This window comes from Nostoc sp. JL23, from assembly GCF_017115065.1.
GTDB lineage: Bacteria > Cyanobacteriota > Cyanobacteriia > Cyanobacteriales > Nostocaceae > Nostoc > Nostoc punctiforme_A.
Genome location: NZ_JABXKN010000129.1, coordinates 19,373 through 39,010 on the forward strand (window position 1 = coordinate 19,373; position 19,638 = coordinate 39,010).

A 19,638-nucleotide genomic window follows, 5' to 3' on the forward strand; every position below is an offset into this window, starting at 1 on the left:
GCACTCAAAGCCAATGTTTATTGAAGGTCAAAAGTAACTTTGTACTTTCTGTCTGAGCGAGGGACGTTGCGATTAACTAAATCTGAAACTGTGTTGGTATTTTGAATTATTTCCCAACCCACAGGAGAAAAAGTCTTTTCATTGAAGATATTGGGTGATAGTAAAGGATTAGTTAGCGCTTGAGAAAAGGCATCAATCCCAATTAAGCGTGCTACTAGGGAAGGAATAGTTGAATTTTTCCGCCCATCCTCGGCGTAAAGCCCCACAAAGAATTCAATATTATCAACATGACCATATAATTCTTTGAGTTTCTCTTGAACAAATTCATCGCCGCTAATTTGCTCAAATCTCGTCACTCTGGGGAAACCACACAATTGGCGATAATCGTTGTAGCTTGCTAATTGCAGTTGCCGTCCTAGTTTAATCGCGGGTAACTCGGTTAACTCAACCAATATATCAGGCGTGTTGAATAAACCAATTTTTGTACCTGCTTGAGAACAAGTTTCCTCCATCAATGCGCCCAAACCTTGATCGATGAACATCTTGTTGTTCCAGAGAGATGCAGCAATATGGGTCGGTTTCCCGTTATATTTAAAAGTTTCTGGAATCGCGCTATGCCAGCGATAAACAAAGTCAAACTCAATTGCCATGTAATTAGGACGATGCCAACTTTCCTTAGTAAAAGCTTCAGGATCGGCAAACAACTTAAAGTGATAAGGAGTTATGTGGTTAATGTACTCCTCCATAATGATTTTGAGAATAATCGCCATGAGAATATTTCTCGCGGTTTGGAAGAGGCGTTCATCATCCCAATCTGGATAATTGCTTGCTAATTCATCGCAAAGACGATTATGCTCCCGAAAACATAGAGTATTGAGCATGACATAGCCAATTTGCACATTTGCTCGTTCTACTCCCATCGCAAACAGATATTGTTTTTTTTCTACGGGTTGCCTTTTTTCATCATTGACAGGTTCATAAAGACCCTCAAATTGAGCGTCAACTTTACCCTGCGCTGGATCGGCATAATAAAACAAGGGATATTCTTCTTCTACACCATCTTGGCGCTTAAGTTTTTGAGATTTTAGTTTACCTCCTTCAAAGCTTCTTAAAAGGTGTGTTTGTTTTCTGGTTAAACCATAAACATTACACAAATCAATCTCATGGTTGGAAGTATTTTTTAATTTATTATAGTGATCGAGGCGGAGAAAACTATCAGTAAACCACTGCACCCAATAGGGAAACAGCATAGTTGATTTGGTAGAATAAATGGTTTTACCATCTCTTTTACGAAATAAAATAGCTAGGTCTTCTACTTTTGGTAAGTTGCCCTCAGCATTTAACTTGGGATCGGGTGGTAGATGTCGTCCGGTATAAGTGCGATCGTTGAGTGATTCCCAGGAAGTATAAGCATCAGTTTTCTTAGGAATTTTAGTATCAGGAATATACTCATCTAGAGTCATCATGCTGTAGGCATTAGGACGAGTCGGAATTTTGTAGATGAGACTATTGAGTAGAGTTTTGTTAACTTTACGCTTTATAGATTCGTTACTTTGTAGAAGTTTCCAAATCGGTTTAAAGTTTGTTAAAACTAATGTTTGAATTTTGTTACCTAACCCGTCTTTAGATGTATCTCTTTTTCCAGCCATAATTGTTTTTACTTTTTTTCAGTTTTGGATTCAATGCACTCGAATTTTCTCTGCTTCGATTAGCCAAATTCATTCAACTTATTTCAGTTTTGAAATAATCTTTTGTAAATTTTTTGGTCGATAGTCCTTGCGACTTTTCAAACGGTAGATCGCACTTTCATGAAGGTCTTCAATGACATCGCTGACCTCACGAAACTTAATTCCTGCTAATTTAAAGAATCCAGCATCGTTCTTAAAGTCACATTCATAATTAGGGTTGATGCCTGTCGGAATCACATTTGGATCTAAGTCAAGCCCTAATTCGAGTACACTGATGGAATCAATCATCCACTGTAAGGCAGCATCTGATAACCCACTGTGTTCTTCGGTTCCACCACCAACGCAACCGTGTACGCCTGGAAACCACTTTTGAATCACCCGCTGGTTTTCAGCATCAGGATGCTTTTTCATGGGAGTGACATCAAAGATTTCACGGATTTCGTCAATCGCCATTGCGTGCAATGCATTCTGAACACATTTGTTTAAAGTAGTGTCATGAAATCTGTAGCGCATATTAAGCTGTTTGCTTAACCTACTAAAGGCTGGTATCCCAGGAATACCAAGAGCACCAACGGTGTCAAAACAACCGAGTAAGGTGATAGGGACGCGATCGCCATAAGCTTGTCGGTATTCTACTGCTAGATTATCTTTGGGTTTAATATTTCGGTTACGGTAAAGCTCGTAGGCTTCATGGGCTTTAGTAACATGGGGCCGATCTAGAAGACCAGAGCAATAGATCATGCCCGCTAAACTTCTAACTGTGTAAGCACCACGACTGAAGCCGAACAAATAGATTTCGTCACCAGAAACATAATTGAGACTAAGAAATCGGTAGCAATCTTCTATATTTCTATCGATTCCTAGTCCGGTAGCTCCGCCTAAAACCTTTTGACCCTCGGTTCCAATGCCCTCGTCATAAAAGACGATTTGTGTAACCCCGTCACTGGCAATCGATTTCACAGATTGAGCTAGCTTTACCACATTGCTTGGATAACGACTGGTTAACTGTTGCCAAGTTCCATCACAGCAAATAACAAGACGTTTCATAGTTTTATTTCAAAGGCTTTGAATAATTAGTTAAACTTTTATCAAAGTGTAAATTTGCCATTTAGTTAGGACAAAAGCATTTTATATATCAACTCAGAAACGCTGATATTTGATAAATGCTTTAGCGAAATATCCTCTCACTTTTCTAACGAGAATGCAAGGACAGTTAAGACAGTTAAGCAGGAAATTAAATAAATAAATATTAAGTAATCACCCACGCCGCAAAATTATCAATAGCTAAAAATAGTTAGGGACTTCCAAATAAAACAATATCCCAAACCTGACGCAAAAATTCTCTCTATTTCTCTTCTCTCTGTGTTCTCTGCGTCTCTGTGGTTAGTTTATTTGGATAATTTATTTCTTGGAAATCCCTTAATTGAATTTTGTTTTTTAAAATGAAATCATCTAAGTGCATTAAAGTAAAAAATATTGACCCTTTACTAACGACCTTTTTCTATGACACCTTCCACAAACCAGGTTTATCCCGTTATTTGGCACAATGACTCAGTTTCACTAATTGACCAAACACGCTTACCGAATGAATATACATTTGTGGAAATTCACCGCAGTGAAGATATGGCGCGGGCGATTAAAACCATGATTGTGCGAGGTGCGCCAGCAATTGGAGTGGCTGCGGCTTATGGAATGTATCTTGGTGCAAGGGAAATTAAAACAAGCGATCGCACCGAATTTTTGCAACACTTGGATAAAGTAGCCCAGTTGTTGCGTTCTACTCGTCCGACGGCAGTAAATTTATTTTGGGCAATTAGCCGGATGCTAAAAGCCGCCTACGAAACGCTGGGAACGGTAGAAGAGATTAAGCAAACCCTTTTCCAAACAGCCCAAGCAATCAACTCTGAAGATTTGCAAACCTGTCAAGCAATTGGTGATCATGGTTTGGCTGTTTTACCGTCTACCCCAGAAAAGCTAACTTTGCTTACTCACTGCAACGCTGGGGCGCTAGCTACTGCTGGATATGGCACAGCTTTAGGTGTGGTGCGTTCTGCTTGGAGGGAAGGACGTTTAGAACGTTTATTTGCCGATGAAACCCGTCCTCGCTTACAAGGCGCAAAACTCACCACTTGGGAATGTGTGCAAGAAGGTATTCCAGTGACATTAATTACTGATAATATGGCAGCCCATTGCATGAAACAGGGTTTGATTCATGCTGTAGTTGTGGGTGCTGATCGAATTGCTGCTAATGGCGACACTGCTAATAAAATTGGTACGTATAGTGTGGCGATCGCAGCTAAAGCTCATAATATCCCTTTCTTTGTCGCTGCACCCCTTTCCACCGTTGATTTTGAATTAGCCGATGGCAGCCAAATTCCCATTGAAGAACGCGAACCAACAGAAATTTATCAAGTTGGCGATACTATTCTCACACCTGAAGGTGTAGATTTTTACAACCCAGCTTTTGATGTGACTCCGGCTGAGTTAATTACAGCCATCATTACAGAGAATGGAGCGATCGCACCTGATAAATTAGCAAAATCACAGTTAAAGCAATTAACGATTGGGTTAAATCCGAATTAATCGAGAACTTGCGCCAAGTTCTCGATCACTCTAAATCCGAATAAGGGAAACTTTATAGGAGATTGCCCCAAAAAAATCTCCGACTTTTTAGAAAAGCCGGGGATTTTGTTTTTTTACTAGTTTTAAATCTGACGCAATACGGTTTGGTTAAGGCAAGAGACGCGATAAATCGCCGTCTCTACAAAGGACTGATTCTTGTAAAGACGGCGATTTATCGCGTCTTTGCGATCTAGGGCGTGTCATCAAAAAACCTTATCCAAACCGTATTAAAATCTGACGGTTCAAAATTTATCAGCAATTTTTTCAATAATTTTATCTAAACTTCATATTTTGACTAAATTCAATAAGCAAAATCCGCAATTACTTTCTCAAAATAAGCTTTTGCTTTCTCAAACCCCAGTTTGCTTTCTGATTTTGGTGTTTTTGCAAATAAAATGCTATTTCGCTAGTTTAAAATGGTTGATTTTAGAACCAGCCCTTTCAAAGTGACTCGTAAAATCTCTATTTTTCTCTCTGCGCTCTCTGTGCCTCTGCGGTTTAAAAGTAATTTATTTAACCACAGAGACGCAGAGAACACAGAGTTAAGAGATTAAAGAGGAATTTTTTGAGCAAAATTTTTACTCACCTTGAAAGGGCTAGTTCTAGATTTATCAGAGGATGTCTGAGAAGTATTAAATATTTGTTGATCCCCCCTAACCCCTCTAAAAAAGCTAGGGTTGTTGTATAGACAAGTCAAATTACCCCCCTTAATCCCCCTGATGCAAAGGGGGGAAACAAGAAATCCAGTTCCCTCCCCAATACATACGGGGAGGGTTAGGGTGGGGTAATTCGAATTGTGACTAATTAACCCTAATAGAATTAACCAAAATGTTGAATAATTGCGTCGGCAAATTCAGAACATTTTAAGGGTTCAACTGGCGGTTCTAGCAACCGGGCTAAATCGTAGGTGACTTGACTATTTGCGATCGCATCGCTTAAACCTTTCTTAATTAGGTCTGCGGCTTCTTGCCAGCCCATAAATTCCAGCATCATCACACCAGACAAAATCACTGAACCCGGATTAATCCGATCTAAGCCAGCGTGTTTGGGTGCAGTGCCGTGGGTAGCTTCAAATATGGCACTAGAATCACCAATATTTGCCCCTGGTCCCATTCCCAATCCCCCAACAATGGCGGCGGCGGCATCAGACAAGTAATCGCCGTTCAAGTTCATCGTCGCCAAAATCGAATACTCATCCGGTCTAGTTTGGATTTGTTGAAAAATACTGTCAGCAATCCGGTCGTTCACCAAAACTTTCTCTTTCCATTTGCCATCACCGTGGGTTGCCCAAATTGTGTTAAGAACAGTTTCAACTTCCTTGACAACTTGCGCTTTTTTGTCTGGGGTAAGATTATCAAACCCAGGCTCAATCTGGCGGGCGTTTTCTTCCAAGGAAATATTGGGATTTTTTTCCTTGTTACTCAAAATCCAAGATTCCTGTTCAGTGACAGTTTCTTGGCGAAATTCGCTGGTTGCTAGTTCATAACCCCAGTCGCGGAAAGCCCCTTCGGTGTACTTCATGATGTTGCCCTTATGCACCAAAGTCACTTGTTGCTTGTTTTTGGGCAATAGCAAGGCGTGTTTGATGGCACGTCTAACTAGGCGCTGGGAACCAGTTTTGCTGATGGGTTTGATGCCAATACCAGAATCAAGAGGAATGCGTTTTTTCCCATGTTCTGGGGTGGCGGGGATTAATTCTTCATTGAGAATTTTAATTAAGCGATCGCCGATTTCGCTACCTTGTCGCCACTCAATGCCTAAATAAATATCTTCTGTATTTTCCCGATAAACAATTACATCCAGCTTTTCGGGATTTTTGTGGGGTGAGGGCGTACCTGCATAGTAACGGCAAGGACGCACGCAAGCATACAAGTCAAAAATTTGCCGTAATGCCACATTTAAAGAACGAATTCCTCCCCCAATGGGAGTAGTCAAAGGCCCTTTAATAGCTACACCATATTCTTCAATTGCTGTGAGAGTGTCTTGAGGTAAATACTGGTAAGTTCCGTATAAATCACAAGCTTCATCACCAGCGTAAACCTTGAACCAGCTAATTTGACGCTGACCCTTATATGCTTTGGCTACCGCAGCATCGAGAACTTTTTGGGTAGCAGGCCAAATGTCTATACCTGTGCCGTCGCCACGAATAAAGGGGATAATTGGATTGTCCGGTACGATTGGTTCACCATTTTTGAAGGTGATTTTGGCTCCGGCTGCGGGGGGGGTAATCTTTTCGTACATCGTTCACACACTCCTAATCGATACGCTGCTATTCAAAAAATCTTTATGTGGCAGGCTTGTATATTTTGCTATGTCTTTTGTTCACCAAGCCATAAGGCACAGATTTTCCCCCTATTCCCCTTGTACATTATTTGGGGATTAAGTGTGGGATTTCAGTGAAGCGATCGCAATTTTGTACGATCAAAAATAGTAAACTACTTTTCGCTATCAATGCTTCACTTTAGAGAATGCCCGATAGCTTACCGCTCTTTCACTGACCGTTAACACAAGAATGGCATGACAGACCCAATGATTTTATCAGGCCCTGCAAATGACATCGACTCCCTCCGACAACCGTTAATCGCTGGGTCTGAAAAAGTCCAACAACAGATAATCCCACAGTTAGCTGAGTTGGGTAATGAGGGATTAGACGTGTTGATGGAATTTTTACTGAAACGACGTGAAAACGCAGCGACTTGGGTTGATGGCAAAGCTTATCAAGTCCTATACAACTCTGACGCACCTCAAGTCAAAGAATTTCTGCGCTCCTCTTTTCCTGAAGGAATTGTACCTCTAAAATCAGAGTGCGGGATTAACTACAATTCTTTGCAACAGCTATTGGCTGTTCAAGACTTTCAAGCAGCCGATCGCGTCACCATCGAAAAAATGTGCGAACTATCAGGGCCAACGGCTGTACAACGAAAATGGTTGTATTTTACTGAAGTAGAAAATACCTCGGCTGTTGACTTGCAAACCATTAACAACCTCTGGTTAGTTCACTCCGAAGGTAAATTTGGTTTTTCAGTGCAGCGAGAAATCTGGCTAAGTTTGGGTAAAAATTGGGAGAATTTCTGGCCGAAAATTGGCTGGAAAGCAGGTAATACTTGGACGCGATACCCTAACGAGTTTACCTGGGATTTGAGTGCGCCTAAAGGTCACTTACCCCTTTCTAATCAACTTCGGGGAGTACGAGTTTTTGCTTCTTTACTTTCTCACCCAGCTTGGTCGAAGAATCCAGAAAAATGATTTTAAGTCTACGGACAAATAGATTATGATCAATCCCACGAACCGAGAATTCTACGTCATCATTGAACGGGATGAAGATGGCTACTATGTCGGAGAAGTACCTCAGCTACAAGCCTGTTACAGTCAAGGAGAAACAATTGATGAGTTGATGGCTAATATGAAAGAAGTAATTTAACTTTGTTTAGAGGATGTCTGAGAAGTCAGAAATGTCATGCTGTAGTCTGCGATCGGAGTATGACTTAAAGAACCTAAAAGTGAGAAAGTTCGGCCCTGAACGAAATAGCTTTGGTAAGACAACAATTTGTTTAGAACCTTATGTTGCAGAGGTTTTTCCTAATACCGATGCCGTGAATGAGGCTCTAAGATTTCTGATTAGAGTTGTGCAGGACAACCAAGTTTCTGCACTTACAAAGCAGCCTCACAGTTCCTCTAAAGGGGCTGATAAAATCCCCTAGTGCTGAATTGGAGGTTACTTAACCGCAGATCCCAAACTGAAAATATCAAATTAGATAATGGCAAACGTTCGTCTAGAAGATATTAAGCGTAGATTCAATAACGTTACCGCTATTGAGGACATTACCTTTGAAATTCCTGATGGCGAATTTTGGGTTTTAGTTGGGCCATCGGGTTGTGGTAAATCTACAATTTTGCGAACGATCGCGGGTTTAGAAACCGCTACATCTGGCAAACTCTTTATTGGCGATCGCTTGGTGAATAATATCCCAGCCAGACAACGGGATGTAGCGATGGTGTTCCAAAACTACGCTCTCTATCCTCACATGAGTGTGGCGCAAAACATCGGCTTTGGCTTGGAAATGCGGAAGGTTGACCGAAAAATCATTCAAGAACGAGTGATGAATGTGGCGCGATCGCTTTCTCTGGATCATCTGCTAGATCGTAAGCCCAAACAACTTTCTGGGGGACAGCAGCAACGAGTAGCATTAGGAAGAGCGATCGCTCGTGAACCCCAAGTGTTTTTACTTGATGAACCTTTATCTAATTTAGATGCCCAACTGCGCGATGATACCAGGGCAGAATTGAAACAGTTACATCAAGAATTAGGCATTACAACTATTTATGTCACCCACGATCAAGTTGAAGCGATGACTTTGGCTGATAAAATTGTCGTACTAAATCGCGGGCGGATTCAACAAATCGGCGATCCCCAAACTATTTATGCAAGTCCTGCTAATCAGATGGTGGCAACTTTTTTAGGCAGTCCACCAATGAATATTTTGCCTGCAATTTATCAAAATAATAGTTTTGATGTGAGTGGGCAGTTATTAGCAATTCCAGCAGACGTGAAAGAAAAATTACAGTTACGTCAAGGACACAGTTATGATTTGGGGATTCGTCCAGAGCATATAAACATAAACACTGACTCAGAACAGGCTGAACGCCCCGCTACCGATAACAGCACTCAAAACTCAGAATTATTATTAGTTGAAGTGAAAGTTGTAGAACCTTTGGGAAGAGAAACTTTGATTCGCGCTGGTTTACCTGGTTCGGCGGTGATGTTGAATATTCAGGTAGGCGGTGATGTGCGTCTTCGTCCAGGCGATCGCCTTTCTCTACAGCTCGATTTAAATCAGTTGTTTGTATTTGATCCCAAAACTGGGGACAGAATCTTATAAAGAGTTTCTTAAACTGCCAGAAATAATCGTCAACTTCCAATTTTTTGTAGCCAGAATCTAAGAAAATAAAAACTGCAATAGAGACTTAATGGATTAGCTGCAAAAAGTTATATGACTATTAATCGACGCCATTTCTTGTTTTTACTTACATCAGGTGCGGGTGCTTTTGCATTAGATGCTTGTGCATTGGCAGAGAAATCTCCTAATGGAAACACTGCAACTCTCAACGTAACTCCCAACGTAACAGCAAATACAACTCCAAATACAACTCCAAATACAACAGGAGCTATCCAACTACCGCCTTTACCTTATGCCTACGAAGCACTGGAACCACACATCGATGCTAAAACGATGCAATTTCACCACGACAAACACCACGCAACTTATGTGAAAAATCTGAATGCAGCCTTAGAAAAACATCCAGAACTCAAAGGTAAAACTATTGAAGAACTGTTGCAAAAACTTGACAATGTGCCACCAGATATTCGTAGAACAGTACGCAATAATGGCGGCGGTCATGTCAACCACTCAATGTTCTGGCAAATTATGAAGCCGAAAGGTGGTGGAGAACCAACAGGAAATATAGCCTCCGCAATTAATCAAAGTTTTGGCTCTTTTACAGCTTTCAAAAAACAGTTTAATGAAGCTGGTGCTGGTCGTTTTGGTAGTGGCTGGGTTTGGCTAGTACGTAACAAAGGTGGCAAGTTAGAAGTGACAACTACAGCTAATCAAGATACTCCCTTAAGTGCAGGTAAATATCCCATCCTGGGTAATGATGTATGGGAACATGCATATTATCTCAATTACCAGAATCGCCGCGCCGATTATTTAGATGCTTGGTGGAACGTGCTTAATTGGGATGAGATAAACAAGCGGTTTGCAGCAGCAAGTAAACTTGCCTGAAACCAGACAATAATTTAGAGTTATAGGTGCTTAAAAATTGGCGACAGAATATTGTTTCTGTTGCCAGTTTTATGATGTGATAATCTAACGCTCTTTTATTACTCTGGTCAGATTAAATTTGAAACCCTATTTTGGCGTTAGTCCGCGCTGGTGGACGAGAGTTTGTGTAGCCGCGATTTCTAATCGCTTGGATTATTTTGTCCTTTTTCCCGCACTTACCCCAATACAGTTCAGTTAAGCATTGCTTTCTTCTCTCAGTGCCCTCTGCGCCTCTGTGGTTCGTAAAAAAAATTGACTTTGACAAAGAGTTTTAGCCTTAACTGAACCGTATTGGCACTTACCCCTCAAAGAGGCTTTTGAGTCGGTACACCTACAGCACGAGGAAAATTAGCTGGAGTGGTAGCTACCTTACGCAAATACACACAGTGGCGGATGCTGTGACTCAGGGGTGTCGTAAATTTTTCGATTGATTCAATAACGCCACCCAACTGCTTCACAGCATTCTGCAAAGCAGCTGTTTCATCCTCAGTCCAATTACCGCGATAAATTATAGCTAAACCTCCCTGTTTGAGAAGTGGTAGGGTGTATTCTGCACAGACAGAAACTGCCCCTACAGCACGGATCAATGCAATATCATAAGCTAGTCGATGTTGGCGGTGCTGACCGATTTCTTCCGCTCTACCAACAAAAGTTTTGGCATTGGTAAGGGCAAGTTCACTTAATATATTGTCGATAAAAGTAATTTTTTTCCGAGTGGAATCGAGAAGAGTAATTGGGCAATTAGTTACAGTAATTGCTACGGGAACACCCGGAAAACCCGCACCTGTACCAATATCGATGAGAGCAGGGGAAGCAGACGAGAAATTTGCTGATAACAGAGGTGCAATTCCTCGTAGAGAATCCCAGAGATGTTTTTCCCAAAACTCTTGGGGATCAACGATCCGAGTTAAATTGAGTTGGCGATTACCTTCTAGGATTAACTCATAAAGCTTTTGGAATTGCGCTTGCTGTTGGACAGTTGGTTGCCAATTAAGAGTTTGCTGCCAGATTTCTGCCATTTCAGGCAATAGGTTTGTCATTTGTCATTTGTCATTTGTCATTTGTCATTTGTCATTTGTCATGGGGCATTGAGCATAGTTATTCTCCTTCTCCCCCTGCTCCCCTGCTCCCCCTGCTCTCCTCTCACACCGTTGGTAGAGGTTCTTTAGCTTTGGATTCTAGTGTCTTTGGGTCTACTGATTCTAGTTCGCCGTGATTGAGTGTCCAGCAACGGTCTGCGATCGCTAACAGATCCCCAGCATCGTGTGTCACTATTAACAATGTCCAATCTTGTTTCAGTTTCGCTAATAAATTTACCAGTTGCCGACGCATTGACCAATCTAAACCAGCTGTGGGTTCATCTAATAACAGTAAATTTGGCTGGCGAATTAATTGCACTGCCAAAGCTAAACGTCGTTGCTGACCACCACTCAAAGCATGAGGGGCAGCGGAAAGCGATAAATGCTCTAATCCCACCTCACTTAGGGCCTGTCTGACTCGTTCTGACCCTAACTCAGGATGTCCTAAACGTAATTCTTCTAAAATCGAACCACCACAAAAGTGTCGCTCTGGAAACTGAAATACTAACCCGGCTAATTGTTGTAGCTGTTCGGCTAGAAGTTCTTGTTCTCGCCAGAAGAGTGCGCCAGTAGTGGGTTCGGCTAGTCCCGACAAAATTTCTAGTAAGGTACTTTTACCCGAACCACTTGGGCCAATAATCAGACCTAGCTGCTGGGGTGCTAATTCTAAATTGATCGATTTGAGAATCGCTGTTGGGCACGCTGTAGGATGATAATTTACATTTCGGAGATAAAGCATTTGTTAAGATTACCAAAAAGTCAGCAAATTACTGATTACTTACACTGAGAATGTCTGGAAAATTCTGGAAAAACAATTTATAGCGCCTTACCTGGATTAACACCTTAATTTAGCAGCAAGAATTATCCACTTTTTCTCCATTGTGGCAGACTAAGCCTGAAATAATGGCTAGAGCAAGCCTGAAAACATGGAAAGATTACCAATATATAAAAAAATTTTGGTTGAAGCAGAGGCAAGTTGAAATTAACCATTTTTGCATTCTAAGTAACACATACAACTATTTCAACCGCAATTATTCTGAGGGTTAAAATGACTAAAAGGTTTTCTTCGCCTCGATTAGTAGTGTCTGCTAAACTCACTGCCTTTGCTCAGACTGCTTTTGCAGTTGCCTTCGCCTTTGGCGTTGCCCCTTGGGCAATCGCACTTAATGTCTGGGTAAATCCCTCCCTGGCTGGCGATCCGTTTCGCGATCGCGAACCTCATCAAATTGGCGACCAAACAGAAGCAGCTTTTAAAGCAATTTTCCAACAGGGCAACTATCCAGCAGCAGATCGTTATCTGGAACAAGCACTATCCAAAGAGCCAAATGAACCTCTAGCTTATGCTATGAAAGCATCTTTAGCATACGGAAATAAGGATTGGGCTAAACTCGATACATACAGTCAGAAAACTCTAGAAACAGGACAAAAACTGATTCCTACCGATCCATTGCGTGGTAATTTATACACTGCTGTTGGTCATTTTTTAGAAGGTGCAGTAGTTATTACCCGTCAAGGTACAGTCAACGGTGTACCCCAAGCCTTGGGCCGGCTGCGGCAAGTTTATGAATATTTAGACAAAGCTGAAGTAATTTCTGCCAACGATCCAGAACTGAATTTAATCAAGGGTTATATGGATTTATTATTGGCGGTTAATTTGCCTTTTGCTAGCCCAGATCAGGCAATTCGGCGTTTAGAACAAAATGCTGCTCCTGGGTATTTAGTGGATCGGGGTATTGCTCTTGCTTATCGGGATTTAAAACGGTATCCACAGGCACTAGAGTATGTCAACCGGGCGATTAAAACCACATCGGATAATCCAGAAATTTATTATCTCAAAGCCCAAATCCTTAAACAACTGGGGCAAAAAGAAAAAAGCCAGCAGATAATCCAGGAAGCGATCGCTAATTTTGACAAAGCATTAACTAAAAAATCCCAACTCCCAGGCGATTTAGTCAAACAAATTGAGCGTGAACGCAGAAGTGCTGTTAGCTTGAAGAATCCTTAACCCTCATTCCCCACTCTCCACTCCCTACTTTGATATGCTTATTTGCAGAAGAGTACTTGAGATATTAGACCAAAATGGAGATTCAGTTCCGCGAAATTAATCCTTTTGATATGTGGATTTGGCTGAAATTCAGTACAAATCCTTCTGCGCGTGAAAAGCAGTATGTAGAAGAAGTTTTCAATTCCTGGTTTTATTTAGGTAAATTGGGTGCATTTAATGCAGAAAATCTCCAGGTGCAGGACACTGGACTCGATATCAGCTACATGAATTATGATGAGCAAGGCTATGACAAAAGCCTACTAGCACTGATGCATAACATCGGTGAGTTTGAATATGAGGGACAGTGGGGACGTTGTTGGTTTGACTTAGGAACCAGTGATGCGATCGCTCTGGATATTTTAATCAACGCTCTCACCCAGCTAAGTCAGGAATATGTCACCATTGAAGAATTGTACGTTGGTGGTGAAAATCCAGATTGGCCTATTGAGGATAGCGAAAGTCGTCCTCAGTCTATTTATGATAATTAGTTACCAAAATGAATAAAGCAGGTGAAATTCGGGTAATAGCATTGGGGCTAATTCGGAATGGCGATCGCATATTTCTTTCTGAAGGCTATGATCCCGTAAAACAAGAAACATTTTATCGGGCTTTAGGCGGTGGTGTTGATTTTGGTGAAACCAGCTACGCCGCCTTAGAACGGGAATTTCAAGAGGAAATTCAAGCAGAGTTAAAAAATATTAAATATCTAGGTTGTATAGAGAACCTGTTTACATTTAATGGTAGGCAAGGTCATGAAATTATTCAGCTTTATCAATGTGACTTTGCTGATTCAAAATTTTATCAACTAGAAAGTTTAGTCTTTTCCGAATCACCACATCATAAACATAGAGCGTTATGGATAGATATCTCTCGCTTGAAATCTGGGGAATTCAAATTAGTGCCTGAAGTATTTTTTGAATATTTATAAATCATCTGGAAATCGCACTCAACAAAGACACAATATATTGGTTGAGACTAACGCCTTCCCGTTCAGAAGTCTCAGCTAAACGTCGATGTAAAGATTTCGGCAATCGTAGTAGGAGTTTACCACTATAGTTATCATTACTACTTGGTAAAGGAATATCATCGCCAGCTTCATAAGCTGTTTCAATCCACAATTCTCGCGCCTCATTGAGATTTGCTATTGTCTCTTCAAGGGTTTCGCCTTGGGTAAGACATCCAGGTAAATCTTTAATTTGAGCTACATATCCTTCATCAGGGTCGGGATAAAGTGTTACAGGGTACTGAAGATTTAAATAATATTCTAAAGACGGCTTCTCAATCTGCTGGTTTTTCTGGTTCAGTGTCTTCATCAATCCACTCTTCTAAATTTAATAGTTCAACTATTTGCTGTACGCGATCGCACTGTGTCGCTACAACTGAGAGAGCAACTTGTTATACTCTGCGTGTGAACCAAGCCAAAACCAAATAACAGTATCTCCATCTAACTGTCCAACCGCTCGATAATTTTTGCTAATCCGTGCTGAATAAATTGGTAGTTCTGGATGTACTTTTTTGAAGCGCAAGCTTGGATGGCTCGGATCTTGTTTGAAAAGGCGGTATGCTTCACGGGTTTGCTCTTGAACTTGCTCAGGTAGATCAGCAAACCCTTGACGAAACTGAGCGGTTATACGTGACTTCACAATGTATCTGGATCTAACTCTTGAGTTTTTCCTGCACGGTATTCAGCCATTGCCTCTGTTGCAAGTTTGGCAAGCATATCTGGAGAACGGGCAAAAGCTTCATCCCAACGGCGTTCATCTTCTAGTTCTTCCAAAATTATCGCCGCGATCGCATCTTGTTCATTGGCAGGCAAGTTTTTTAGTTTAGCGATCGCTTGTTCAAGTAGCTCTGTCATAGTTGTTAGTTATTACGAAAGTCATACTATAAATTATCTCTGCTTGCACTTAGTTGGGGTTGTTAGGGTGCGATCACTCCATAGCCGAAGAGTAGGTTTGAGTACGAGCAAGTAATCTCTCTCAATAGTACTAAGAGAGTTTGAGACAGTTCTACAATAAAAGCAAAGACGTTGAGGTTGAACTAACCTAATGGGTGTACCTGAAACAAACCCAAAGATACCAATGCTTTCACCAAGCCTTTCAAGGTTCCAACTTTCAAATCTTGATTGCGGTGAACAGGAATTGACAGGATTTTCTATACTTCGGGGTTTTCATAAATATGGTGACTGCCAGTCTAAGTGGGAGATACAGCACCCGAAAAGATTTTGGTGGCTACAGTTAATTCGGCTGAGGTAGTCAAGACTGTTAATAAGCCATGTTGTGGTTAGAGGAAAAATTGCTAGAACTATAAATTAAGTTAGCGATCGCTCGAAGTAATTTAGCTGGCTCCACTGGTTTGGTGATATGCTGCCCAAATCCGGCGGCAATTGCCTGTTGATAATCAACCTCACCAGCATAAGCTGTAAGGGCGATCGCAGGAATTTTCCCTCCCAGTTCTGGTGACATCGCTCTAATTTGACGAATCAGCATATAGCCATCTACTTCTGGCATTCCAATGTCGCTTAACAGCAGATTTGGCTGAAACTGAGGCATAATTCGTAGTGCTTCCATCGCAGATCCGGACTGAATGACTACTGCACCAGATTGCTCCAAAATGAAAGCAATTAACTCTCGCGTATCACGCTCATCATCTACAAGCAGAACTTTCAACCCATTGAAATCGGGCAAATCATCAGGTAGAGAGGTAATCTGCTGGCTATTTATATCTACCTGGATCAGCGGTAGCATGACTGTAAAGGTTGCTCCCTGTTCTTCACCTAAACTTTCTGCCTTCACTGTGCCGCCATGTAGCTCGACAATGTGACGCACAATAGCTAATCCTAATCCCAGTCCCCCGAATTTTCTAGTGGTTGCACCATCAGCTTGTCGAAAGTAGTCAAAGACGAATGGTAAAAAGTCAGGGCTAATTCCCTTACCTGTATCACTGACTCGAAGTTTAACTTGAGAACCAACAGATTCTAAACTAATTTCTACCTGTCCACCTTGGGGTGTAAACTTAATCGCATTGGAAACTAAATTCCAAATAACTTGCTGCAAGCGACCAGAATCACCTGTTACTAAAAATTTAGAGTTGCTATTTTGGTACGCTTCTAGCGCAACTTGAATTCGGGATTTGAGGTTGTCTGGTTGCTTGTCAAAATCGATAGATTCTAAATTTCTGTGAGAATTTTCTAAGCCGAAGTGTAAAATCGTAAATCGCAAATTGATAGATTTGGCTTCAGCGGCTAAACGTACAGTTTCTATTGCTGCGGCGATCGCAGTTTCTAGATTCACAGTAGCAATATTCAGACTCAGCTTACCTTGCAGAATACGAGAGACATCCAGTAAATCTTCGATTAATTGGGTTTGCAGCTTGGCATTGCGCTCAATGGTTTCGAGAGCGCGAGTGGTGGTTGCTTCATCATACTTTTTCGTTTGCAGTAACTTCGACCATCCCAAGATCGGGTTTAGCGGCGTGCGAAGTTCGTGGGAAAGCACCGCCAAAAACTCATCTTTGATTCGATTAGCTTGGATTAATTCTTCTTTCCGTCGCTGTAACGAAGCCATTAACTGAGCGCGTTCTAGAGCAACCGCTACCTGATCGGAGGTTGCTTGTAATAAAGCTATTTCTCCAGAAGTAAAATGGGTACGGGTGCGACTGGCAAAGGAGAGGACACCAAGCAGCTTTCCCTGAGCAATTAACGGTTGACCTGCATAGGCTGTAATTCCTAAAGCATGGAGGATGTGAGCATGGGAATGGGTAGAGTGCGGCAGATTATTGACGACAATTTGACGGCGTTCTTGTACCACTAGTCCGCATAGCCCTTCATTAAATTCCAGGTATTCAATTGCTTGAAATACTTCATCAGTAATGCCGTTCCAAGCTACTAATCGAAGTTTCTGCTTATTTTCGTGTGTATCGATTAAATAGTGAAAGTAACAATGTAAATCCATTTGCGCCGAGAGTTTGCTAAACAAGCTGTTCATTAGATCCAAGGGGCGCTCGGTTGAAAGCAAATCACTAGTCGTTTCCGAAAGTAGTTTGAGTCTTTCACTGCGCTCTTGTAAGGCTTGTTCTGCAAGCTGACGTTCGCGAAGGGCGCGTTCGCGTTCGGTAATGTCAATTGCAACCCCTCCTACCAGGCATTGCCCAGACGCATCGGCAATGGGAAACTTATAGACCAAAAATTCGCCAAGAGTGCCATCTGTGCGTGAGGCAGACTCAATCGTTTGAACAACCTGATTAGTCCCGGCAACTATTCTAATGTTATCCAAGAGGGGTTGAGCAATTTGGACTGGGTATAAGTCAAAAATGTTTTTATTGATCGCTTTATTTATTGGCACATTGAATGTGCTGAAATAAGTTGGACTGAGGTAAAGTACACGTCCCTCTGCATTCGTAATCCATGCAGCAGCGGGAATATTGTCCATAAAAGCTTGAAATTGTTCTTGACTCTGACTCAGCGCTTTTTTAGCTTGTTTGAGATCGCTAATATCCAGAATGAATGCAACTGATTTGTGCCGAGATTCTCCTAAAAGTGAGTAGCCAACTACAACTGGTACGCTAGAACCATCTTTGCGAATAAATTCCTTCTCGTAAGGAGTACAGGTTCCCTTCGCTGTTGCCTCGGCAATAGCCAGTTCGTCTAAATATTGGTACTCCGATGGCGTGATATCAGCCCACCGTAATCTACCTGCTTGAATATCCTCTTGGGTATAGCTGACAATTCGCAAAAACTCGTCGTTGGCTTCAGTGATGCTACCATTCACATCACCAAAGAGAATGCCAACTATATTCGCTTTCACAAAACTCCTGAGCCGTTCCTCACTTGCTTGGACTGCCTTCTCTGCCTGTTTGCGTTTGCTGATATCTGTAGTGCTGCCAACTAAACGTAACGGGTTTCCATCAGCATCCCGTTGCACCACTATCCCTTGATCTAATACATAGATATACTGATTATTTTTGTGGCGAATTCGGTACTCGGCAGCATAGCGATCGCTATTTACCAAAGCAAGTATCGCCTCTTGTACGCTTGGCAAATCTTCTGGATGGACAAGCTCACACCACCAATTACCAGTTGCTTCAGCTTCTGGGAGGGAATAGCCCAAAATTCGGGTTAACCCATCAGTTCTTTCAACGCTATCCTGTTTTATATTCCAGTCATAAATCAGACAGTTGACCGCAGATGCTGCTAACTCAAACCGTTCGTTAGCTAACTTGAGACGTTCCTCTTTCTGTCGCAAAGCTCGTTCTATTTGTTTGCGATCGCTGATGTCGCGGTAGAAAATGTCAAGACCATCTTCACTAGGGTAGGCGTGAATCTCCAGCCACAAGTCATACTTGGGTGGTAAGTAGTAGTGATGCTCGAAATGGACGGGAATTTGCTCTGCCATCGCCCGTCGGTACTGACGCTCGACATTCGTACCTAATGATATAGGCCACTCCTCCCAGTGCGACTTACCAATGACCTCTGTCCGGGATTTACCGTTAATTCGCTCTGCTTCGGCATTTTGGTAGATGATTCGCCAGTCCCGGTCTAGAGTAATAAATGCATCACTCATGTTTTCTAGAGTGCGTGTGTTCCGCTGATTAGCTTGCTGTAATGCCGCTTCTGCTTGTTTGCGATCGTGTAGCGCTGCTTGCTGTTGGCTCAAATCAATAACAAAGGCAATGACCGTTTCTTGAGTGTCTCCCAGCATCACAGAACCGAGCAGAACAGGAATGCGATCGCCATCTTTACGAATGTATTCTTTTTCAAAAGGCTTACATATTCCAGTAGTTCTTACTTCTTCCACTGAACGTTCGCTCAAAAGAAGATACTCAGGCGGAGTAATCTGGCGCCAGTTGATTTGGTTAGCAGAGAAATCTTCTTGCGTATAGCCGATCATCTTCAGAAAAGCATCATTGGCTTCGATAATGAAGCCGTTGTTCATATCAGTTACAATTACCCCAATGATGTTGGATTCTGCCAGTCGGCTAAACCGCATTTCGCTATTTTGCAACAACTTAAGGCTTGTCTCTGCCTTGCGTCTAGCAGTTCGCAACTCTGAAGAGAGCGCAGTAATTAAGAAGGATACTAGTGAGAATGTAGTTAATCGTACCAGAACTTTCAGGCTGAGGAAATCGAAAGAGTAGACTGGATCGATCAAAAAATAGAGCGCAGTTGTCACAGATAAAGCGATCGCTAGTACTCCAAGCCTCATACCGCCATACCAAGCGCTGACTGCCACAGCAGCATAAAATAAAGTGAATACGCTCGGATCAAAAACTGGCAGTAAGACTTTTGTTAAAAGTAGTGCCGTTATGACTGCCAAAATCATCACACTAAAAGCTATGAACCGATAACGCATTATCAAAATTTTTTCAGGTACTTTCACCGTCAT

The 19,638-nt window shown here is 41.9% G+C and carries 18 protein-coding genes; 9 read left to right on the forward strand and 9 right to left on the reverse strand.

Features of this window, described 5'->3' with window-relative positions:
- Positions 1-17 precede the first annotated feature (17 nt).
- Positions 18-1,649: a peroxidase family protein gene (locus tag HWQ42_RS27055; protein WP_292817348.1), complete on the reverse strand. Its 1,632-nt coding sequence runs from the start codon at positions 1,647-1,649 to the stop codon at positions 18-20.
- 78 nt (positions 1,650-1,727) lie between these two features.
- Positions 1,728-2,735, reverse strand: a complete 1,008-nt coding sequence (locus HWQ42_RS27060; protein ID WP_292817349.1) for a DUF2235 domain-containing protein — start codon at positions 2,733-2,735, stop codon at positions 1,728-1,730.
- Positions 2,736-3,191: 456 nt separating this feature from the next.
- Between HWQ42_RS27060 and mtnA the strand changes: the two genes are divergently transcribed.
- Positions 3,192-4,271, forward strand: a complete 1,080-nt coding sequence (gene mtnA, locus HWQ42_RS27065; RefSeq protein ID WP_292817350.1) for an S-methyl-5-thioribose-1-phosphate isomerase — start codon at positions 3,192-3,194, stop codon at positions 4,269-4,271.
- 858 nt (positions 4,272-5,129) lie between these two features.
- Here mtnA and HWQ42_RS27070 read toward each other — a convergent pair.
- Entirely contained in the window at positions 5,130-6,551 is a 1,422-nt protein-coding gene (locus HWQ42_RS27070) for an NADP-dependent isocitrate dehydrogenase (protein WP_163939025.1), read from the reverse strand.
- A 276-nt stretch (positions 6,552-6,827) separates the two neighbouring features.
- Between HWQ42_RS27070 and HWQ42_RS27075 the strand changes: the two genes are divergently transcribed.
- The 5 genes from HWQ42_RS27075 (at position 6,828) to HWQ42_RS27095 (ending at position 10,093) form a co-directional block, all read left to right on the forward strand.
- Entirely contained in the window at positions 6,828-7,556 is a 729-nt protein-coding gene (locus HWQ42_RS27075) for a GUN4 domain-containing protein (protein WP_292817351.1), read from the forward strand.
- Between the two features lie 25 nt (positions 7,557-7,581).
- Positions 7,582-7,731: a type II toxin-antitoxin system HicB family antitoxin gene (locus HWQ42_RS27080; protein WP_292817353.1), complete on the forward strand. Its 150-nt coding sequence runs from the start codon at positions 7,582-7,584 to the stop codon at positions 7,729-7,731.
- Between the two features lie 31 nt (positions 7,732-7,762).
- Complete coding sequence (locus HWQ42_RS27085; protein ID WP_292817355.1) at positions 7,763-8,011, forward strand: hypothetical protein; 249 nt, start codon at positions 7,763-7,765, stop codon at positions 8,009-8,011.
- A 57-nt stretch (positions 8,012-8,068) separates the two neighbouring features.
- On the forward strand, positions 8,069-9,190 hold the full coding sequence (locus HWQ42_RS27090; RefSeq protein ID WP_292738500.1) for an ABC transporter ATP-binding protein: 1,122 nt from the start codon (positions 8,069-8,071) through the stop codon (positions 9,188-9,190).
- Between the two features lie 111 nt (positions 9,191-9,301).
- Positions 9,302-10,093 (forward strand): superoxide dismutase, encoded by a 792-nt coding sequence (locus tag HWQ42_RS27095; RefSeq protein ID WP_292817357.1) that lies wholly within the window; start codon positions 9,302-9,304, stop codon positions 10,091-10,093.
- 344 nt (positions 10,094-10,437) lie between these two features.
- Here HWQ42_RS27095 and rsmG read toward each other — a convergent pair whose 3' ends face one another.
- The gene (gene rsmG / locus HWQ42_RS27100) at positions 10,438-11,172 is read right to left on the reverse strand and encodes a 16S rRNA (guanine(527)-N(7))-methyltransferase RsmG (RefSeq protein ID WP_292817359.1); all 735 of its coding nucleotides are present in this window, start codon (positions 11,170-11,172) and stop codon (positions 10,438-10,440) included.
- A gap of 103 nt (positions 11,173-11,275) precedes the next feature.
- Complete coding sequence (locus HWQ42_RS27105; protein WP_292817361.1) at positions 11,276-11,950, reverse strand: ABC transporter ATP-binding protein; 675 nt, start codon at positions 11,948-11,950, stop codon at positions 11,276-11,278.
- A 309-nt stretch (positions 11,951-12,259) separates the two neighbouring features.
- Here HWQ42_RS27105 and HWQ42_RS27110 point away from each other — a divergent pair, with 309 nt between their 5' ends.
- The 3 genes from HWQ42_RS27110 to HWQ42_RS27120 all read left to right on the forward strand — a co-directional run bounded on the left by HWQ42_RS27110 (position 12,260) and on the right by HWQ42_RS27120 (position 14,183).
- Positions 12,260-13,216 carry a Sll0314/Alr1548 family TPR repeat-containing protein gene (locus HWQ42_RS27110; protein WP_292817363.1) on the forward strand — a complete coding sequence of 319 codons (957 nt, stop codon included), beginning with the start codon at positions 12,260-12,262 and terminating at the stop codon, positions 13,214-13,216.
- A gap of 74 nt (positions 13,217-13,290) precedes the next feature.
- Positions 13,291-13,743, forward strand: coding sequence for a DUF3531 family protein (locus HWQ42_RS27115; RefSeq protein ID WP_292738492.1), 453 nt, complete (start codon positions 13,291-13,293; stop codon positions 13,741-13,743).
- 8 nt (positions 13,744-13,751) lie between these two features.
- Positions 13,752-14,183 carry an NUDIX domain-containing protein gene (locus HWQ42_RS27120; RefSeq protein WP_292817365.1) on the forward strand — a complete coding sequence of 144 codons (432 nt, stop codon included), beginning with the start codon at positions 13,752-13,754 and terminating at the stop codon, positions 14,181-14,183.
- Position 14,184: 1 nt separating this feature from the next.
- On the opposite strand, the gene HWQ42_RS27125 is transcribed toward HWQ42_RS27120, so the two are convergent.
- From HWQ42_RS27125 to HWQ42_RS27140, 4 genes are all read right to left on the reverse strand, one after another.
- Positions 14,185-14,568, reverse strand: coding sequence for a type II toxin-antitoxin system HicB family antitoxin (locus HWQ42_RS27125; RefSeq protein ID WP_292817367.1), 384 nt, complete (start codon positions 14,566-14,568; stop codon positions 14,185-14,187).
- Positions 14,569-14,628: 60 nt separating this feature from the next.
- Entirely contained in the window at positions 14,629-14,898 is a 270-nt protein-coding gene (locus HWQ42_RS27130; RefSeq protein ID WP_292817369.1) for a hypothetical protein, read from the reverse strand.
- Entirely contained in the window at positions 14,895-15,113 is a 219-nt protein-coding gene (locus tag HWQ42_RS27135; RefSeq protein WP_292817371.1) for a hypothetical protein, read from the reverse strand. The genes HWQ42_RS27130 and HWQ42_RS27135 overlap by 4 nt, the downstream gene beginning before the upstream one ends.
- Positions 15,114-15,519: 406 nt before the next feature.
- The gene (locus tag HWQ42_RS27140; RefSeq protein ID WP_292817373.1) at positions 15,520-19,638 is read right to left on the reverse strand and encodes a PAS domain S-box protein; all 4,119 of its coding nucleotides are present in this window, start codon (positions 19,636-19,638) and stop codon (positions 15,520-15,522) included.

Coding starts and splice junctions, on each gene's coding strand:
- HWQ42_RS27060 (WP_292817349.1), bottom strand. CDS start 2,735: ATGAAACGTCTTGTTATTTGCTGTGATGGAACTTGGCAACAGTTAACC.
- HWQ42_RS27080 (WP_292817353.1), top strand. CDS start 7,582: ATGATCAATCCCACGAACCGAGAATTCTACGTCATCATTGAACGGGAT.
- HWQ42_RS27085 (WP_292817355.1), top strand. CDS start 7,763: ATGTCATGCTGTAGTCTGCGATCGGAGTATGACTTAAAGAACCTAAAA.
- HWQ42_RS27110 (WP_292817363.1), top strand. CDS start 12,260: ATGACTAAAAGGTTTTCTTCGCCTCGATTAGTAGTGTCTGCTAAACTC.
- HWQ42_RS27125 (WP_292817367.1), bottom strand. CDS start 14,568: ATGAAGACACTGAACCAGAAAAACCAGCAGATTGAGAAGCCGTCTTTA.
- HWQ42_RS27075 (WP_292817351.1), top strand. CDS start 6,828: ATGACAGACCCAATGATTTTATCAGGCCCTGCAAATGACATCGACTCC.
- HWQ42_RS27070 (WP_163939025.1), bottom strand. CDS start 6,551: ATGTACGAAAAGATTACCCCCCCCGCAGCCGGAGCCAAAATCACCTTC.
- HWQ42_RS27105 (WP_292817361.1), bottom strand. CDS start 11,950: ATGCTTTATCTCCGAAATGTAAATTATCATCCTACAGCGTGCCCAACA.
- rsmG (WP_292817359.1), bottom strand. CDS start 11,172: ATGACAAACCTATTGCCTGAAATGGCAGAAATCTGGCAGCAAACTCTT.
- mtnA (WP_292817350.1), top strand. CDS start 3,192: ATGACACCTTCCACAAACCAGGTTTATCCCGTTATTTGGCACAATGAC.
- HWQ42_RS27090 (WP_292738500.1), top strand. CDS start 8,069: ATGGCAAACGTTCGTCTAGAAGATATTAAGCGTAGATTCAATAACGTT.
- HWQ42_RS27140 (WP_292817373.1), bottom strand. CDS start 19,638: ATGACGGTGAAAGTACCTGAAAAAATTTTGATAATGCGTTATCGGTTC.
- HWQ42_RS27115 (WP_292738492.1), top strand. CDS start 13,291: ATGGAGATTCAGTTCCGCGAAATTAATCCTTTTGATATGTGGATTTGG.
- HWQ42_RS27120 (WP_292817365.1), top strand. CDS start 13,752: ATGAATAAAGCAGGTGAAATTCGGGTAATAGCATTGGGGCTAATTCGG.
- HWQ42_RS27135 (WP_292817371.1), bottom strand. CDS start 15,113: ATGACAGAGCTACTTGAACAAGCGATCGCTAAACTAAAAAACTTGCCT.
- HWQ42_RS27055 (WP_292817348.1), bottom strand. CDS start 1,649: ATGGCTGGAAAAAGAGATACATCTAAAGACGGGTTAGGTAACAAAATT.
- HWQ42_RS27095 (WP_292817357.1), top strand. CDS start 9,302: ATGACTATTAATCGACGCCATTTCTTGTTTTTACTTACATCAGGTGCG.